Here is a 5,294-nt window from a genome sequence, read left to right on the forward strand (position 1 = left end):
TGATAAACGGCGTTGCCGTTGGCATCAAGCGTGAGGTAGCCGTAGGTGCCGTTGATCTGCGAATTGAGTCCGCCAATGGCCGAAGTCGAGGTGTCGGCACCGGCACGCACGCCGACCACTGCACCGGCAACCGCAGGACCATCCGCGCCGCCGATATCGTTGTTGAGTACGTTGCCGCTGACGGTGCCGCCCTCAGCCACCGAAGCCGCGTCCGCATGGGCGGTCGGCAAATCATCGACGATGTTGACGTTGATCTGGCCGCTGGCGCTGCTGCCATCGGTGTCGGTCGCGACGACGTCGAAGTTTTCGGTGAGGCTGTTGGCGCCGTTGGCGGTTGGATGGGCTTCGTTGTCGGCCAGGGTGTAGCTGTAGCTGACCACGCCGGTCGCCGGGTCATAACCGCTGATGGTCAAGGTGCTGCCCAGCGGGGTGACGATTGATTGCGGGAAGCCTGCGGCCACTCCGCCAGTGATGACGTTGATGCCGCCCACGGTGAGAGTTTGCAGACCGTCGAGGGCACTGACGGTAAAGGTGCCGCTCTGAGTCAGCGCCGAGGAATTCGGGCTGGTGCCGTCGCTGAGGTTTTTTTCGTAGACGGTGAGTTCGCCACCGTTGACGTCGAGGCCGTTGAGCAGCACCGGGTCGTCGTTGTTGTGGATCTGCAGAACGAGGTTGGCGCTGCTGCTATCGCCGTCGGCATCAGTGATGGTGTAGGCGAAGGTTTCGCTGCCGTTACCGCCGCCGGTCAAGGCTTTGAAATCGGCATCGCTGGTATTCAGGGTGTAGGTGTAGGTGCCGTCGGTGTTCAGCACCAACGTGCCGTAAGTACCGGTGAAAGTACCCGGCGTGACTGGACCTGTTGGTACGCGGTCGGCACCTTGCACGTCGTTGGTGAGGACATTGCCGGTCAGTGTCAATTGAGTTTCTGACGCTGTGCCGTTGCTGTCATCGTTGGCTTTCGGCAGGTCGTCGACGATTTTCACGTCCAGCGTGCCGGTGGCGGTGGTGCCGTTGTCATCGACTACCGTGACTGCGAACTGCTCGGGCAGATTATTGGCGCCGTTGGCGTTCGGATGTGCTTCGTTGTCGGCCAGGGTGTAGCTGTAGCTGACCACGCCGGTGGCAGCGTTGAAACCAGTAATCGTCAGCGTGCTGCCCAGTGGCGTGGTGATCGATTGCGGGAAGCCTGCGGCGACGCCATTGGTCACCACGGCGATGCCGCCGACTGTCAGCGTGGTCACGCCGTCCAGTGCGGTGATGGTGAAAGTGCCGTTTTGTGTCAGCGCGCCAGTGTCCGGGGCGCTGCCGTCGCTGAGGTTTTTTTCGTAAACCGTGAGCTCGCCACCGGCGACGTTAAGGCCATCGATGATTACTGGATCATCGTTGTTGTGAATCTGCAAAACGAGGTTGGCAGTGCTGGAATCGCCGTCGGCATCAGTGACGGTGTAGGCGAAGGTCTCTGTGCCGTTGCCACCGCCGGTCAAGGCTTTGAAATCGACATCGCTGGTATTGAGCGTGTAGGTATAAGTGCCGTCGGCGTTCAAAACCAACGTCCCGAACGTGCCGGTGAAAGTGCCCGGAGTAACCGGGCCGGTAGGCACGCGGTCGGCACCTTGCACGTCGTTGGTCAGGACGTTGCCGGTCAGGGTCAGTTGGCTTTCCGAGGCGGTACCGTTGCTGTCATCGTTGGCTTTCGGCAGGTCGTCGACGATGTTCACGTCCAGCGTGCCGGTGGCGGTGGTGCCGTTGTCATCGACTACCGTGACTGCGAACTGCTCGGGCAGATTATTGGCGCCGTTGGCGTTCGGATGCGCTTCGTTATCAGCCAGGGTGTAGCTGTAACTGACCACGCCAGTTACAGCGTTGAAACCAGTAATCGTCAGCGTGCTGCCCAGCGGCGTGGTGATCGATTGCGGGAAACCTGCGGCGACGCCATTGTTCACCACGGCAATTTCACCGACGGTCAGCGTTGTGACGCCGTCCAGTGCGGTGATGGTGAACGTGCCGTTTTGCGTCAGCGCGCCAGCATCCGGGGCGCTGCCGTCGCTGAGGTTTTTTTCGTAGATCGTCAGCTCGCCACCGGCGACGTTCAGGCCATCGATGGTGACTGGATCGTCGTTGTTGTGGATCTGCAGAACCAGATTGGCGCTGCTGCTATCGCCGTCGGCATCAGTGATGGTGTAGGCGAAGGTTTCGGTTCCGTTACCGCCGCCGGTCAAGGCTTTGAAGTCGGCGTCGCTGGTATTCAGGGTGTAGGTGTATGTGCCGTCGGCGTTCAGCACCAACGTGCCGTAAGTACCGGTGAAAGTACCCGGCGTGACCGGTCCGGTGGGTACGCGGTCGGCGCCTTGGATGTCGTTGGTGAGGACGTTGCCGGTCAGGGTCAGCAAGGTTTCCGAGGCAATGCCGTTGGCGTCGTCAAACGCTTTAGGCTCGTCGTCGGTGATATTCACATCCAGCGTGCCAGTGGCGCTGTCGCCGTTGCTGTCGGTGGCGATCACTGTGAACTGTTCGCTGAGGTTGTTCACGCCGTCGCCGGCCGCGTGGGTTTCGTTGCCGTTGAGGGTGTAGCTGTAGCTGACCGTGCCGGTCGCCGCGTTATAACCGGTGATGGTCAGGGTGTTGCCCAGTTGCGTGGTGATCGACTGGGGAAAGCCGATCGGCACGCCGCCAACAATCACGTTGATGCCGCCGATGCTCAGGCTGTTCAAACCATCCGCTGCCGAGACCGTGAAGCTGCCACTTTGCGTCAGCGCGCCTGGATTGGCCGCTGTACCGTCAGGCAGATTGGCTTCATTGAGGTTGAGTTCGCCATCCGCTCCATTGAGGCCGTTGAGGATAACCGGATTGTTCACCGGTGGCGGTGGCACCACGACTGGCGCTGGCGTGTCGTCGCCATTGTCGATGTCCGCATCGCGACGATACTCGGGAAATTCGGGAATACCGTTGAAGCCAGCGGTGGGGAAACCAATGATCGGATCGACTCGGCCGCCGACTTCGGTGAGCAGAACGAAACTGTGCCCGCCGCCAAGTTCACCGGTATTGCCGGTGGGCGCGTTGGGGCCAGCCGCGGTGGCTTCGGCGGTTTTGCTTGGGTCTTCACCGGCGGCGATGGCTTGCTGGATCTGCTCGACATCGGTCAGTTGCGCCTGGCTCGGGGTCTGCGCTTCGTCGACGTTCACCGGGACAGCCTGGTCGGCCAGCAATTGCCCGGTCATGGTGATGCTGCTGCCCCGGCCGAGGGTCAATTCCTCGCCGTTTTGCAGTTTCACTGCCACCGCGCCTTCCGCGCCGGTGATCAGTTGATCGCCAGCGTACAAACGATCGCCTTCGAACAGCGGACGCTTGATGCCGTCGCTCGCCTGAGCGAACACCTGACCAATGACTTTTGTGACCGTACCAATGAGCGCTGCCATGTGAAATCCTCCGCTGCCGACCACCGTCGGCACTGGTTCGCGAAGCAGCCCATGGCTCAATCGGGTTGCCGGGGGCGACGCTCGCACCCTCGACAGTTCGTTTCGCAGGCCCGGTTTGAAACGAATTGTCAGCGCCATCAAGCACTTGCCAACCCCGTTCAATCCATCGACCCACTAGCGCTACGTAACGGTGGTGAATCACCCGAGTGACAAAAATCTGTCGCTCATTCCCCGCTACGCGTCCCTCCCCTTCAGCAGTACTTCGCAGTGTCTCGCAAAGTGAATGGAACTTTCCTCAAGCCTTTTCGAGCTCCCTAAAGCGCATAAAACAAAGGCTTTCGAGCTGAACAATGTGCTGCTTTTGAAAAACCGCATAAGTTTTTTTTGGAATAAACCTTATGAAAATTTTTTCTTAGCTACGCTCTAGGATGTTCTTAGCTCTGTTGTTACAAGAGTGAAACGCTTACACCCTAAATTTACGTCAAATATTTGGCGGCGGTAACACAACATTGAGATCCAGGGAGATGCACCCATGCGCGTTTTAACCCCCCTCTGCAGCGCGGTTTTGCTGGCCATGGCTTGCACTTCCCAAGCCCAGGCGATGAACCTCACCGAGGCGATTCAGAGCACCATCGCTACCCACCCGGAACTGGCTTCGCGCGTGGACGCCCGCTTGTCTGCGGATGAACAGGTGAAAGTGGCAAAAGGCGGGTTTTATCCGTCGGTCGATCTGAACGCTGCCTACGGGCGCGGCTACAGCGACAACACCAACACCCGCGCCTTCGGTAATCACAACACCGAAATCCTCAATTACACCCAGTCCGAGCTGCGTCTGCGGCAGATGATCTTCGACGGCTTCAACACCGCCAACGAGGTCGAGCGCACCAAGGGCGTGTCCAATTCGCGCGCCTACTACGCGCAAGGCACCGCACAGGATCTGGCCCTGCGCACCATCGAGGTCTACCTCGAAGTGCTCAAGCGGCGTGAACTGGTGACGCTGGCCAAGAACAACCTGCAGGCGCACTTGCGCGTCAACGATCAGATCGGCCTGCGCACCGAGCGCGGCATCGGCAGCACCGCCGACTCCGATCAATCGGTTGCCCGTCGTGCACTGGCGCAGAACAACCTCGACACCGCCGAAGTCGATCTGGCCGACGCCGAATCGAATTTCTACAGCGTGGTCGGACGCATGCCCGACGAACTGGAAACCCCGGCCTCGACTCGCGGTGAACTGCCGCCGGACCTGCGTGAAGCGCAGCAGAGCATGGTCGACAACAACCCGTACCTGAAATCGGCCCAGGCTGACGTGCAGTCCGCCGAGAGCCAGTACGAAGTGGCCAAGTCGCCGTTCTACCCGCGCTTCGATGCGGAAGCCGCAGTCGGCGCCAACAACAACGTGCAGGGCGACGAAGGCCACGACAACGAATGGCGTGTCGGTGTGGTGATGAACTACAACCTGTTCCGTGGCGGCAGCGACAAGGCACGTCTGGCGGCGAATGCCCACGACATCAACCAGGCGATGGACATCCGCAATAACGCCCTGCGTCAGCTCAACGAGAACATTCGCCTGGCCTGGAACGCCATGGAAAACGCCAAGAAGCAGACACCGACCGCCCGCGAATACGCCGAAACCACCAAACGCGTGCGCGCTGCTTATCAGGATCAGTTCGGCCTCGGCCAACGCACCCTGCTCGACCTGCTCGACAGCGAAAACGAGCTGTACAACGCCAACCGCCGCTACACCGAAATCCGCTACACCGAGGAATACTCGATGTACCGCGTGCTGGCGAACATGGGCCAGTTGCTGAGCAAACAGCGCGTGGTGCTGCCGGCTGATGCGATTGCCACGACCGAAGTGAAAAACCAGGCGCGCCTGCC

Annotated in this window: 2 protein-coding genes; one reads left to right on the forward strand and one right to left on the reverse strand. The window is 60.2% G+C overall.

Annotated features, from left to right (window positions below; all coding sequences use genetic code 11):
- On the reverse strand, positions 1–3,416 hold a 3,416-nt coding region (locus D6877_RS23865; protein ID WP_130912299.1), incomplete at its 3' end, for a retention module-containing protein.
- Between the two features lie 532 nt (positions 3,417–3,948).
- Between D6877_RS23865 and D6877_RS23870 the strand changes: the two genes are divergently transcribed.
- Positions 3,949–5,294 (forward strand): TolC family outer membrane protein (locus D6877_RS23870; RefSeq protein ID WP_130912300.1); only part of this gene is annotated, 1,346 nt, incomplete at its 3' end.

Source organism: Pseudomonas sp. Sample_9 (assembly GCF_004307535.1).
GTDB classification, from domain to species: Bacteria; Pseudomonadota; Gammaproteobacteria; order Pseudomonadales; family Pseudomonadaceae; genus Aquipseudomonas; species Aquipseudomonas mercuritolerans.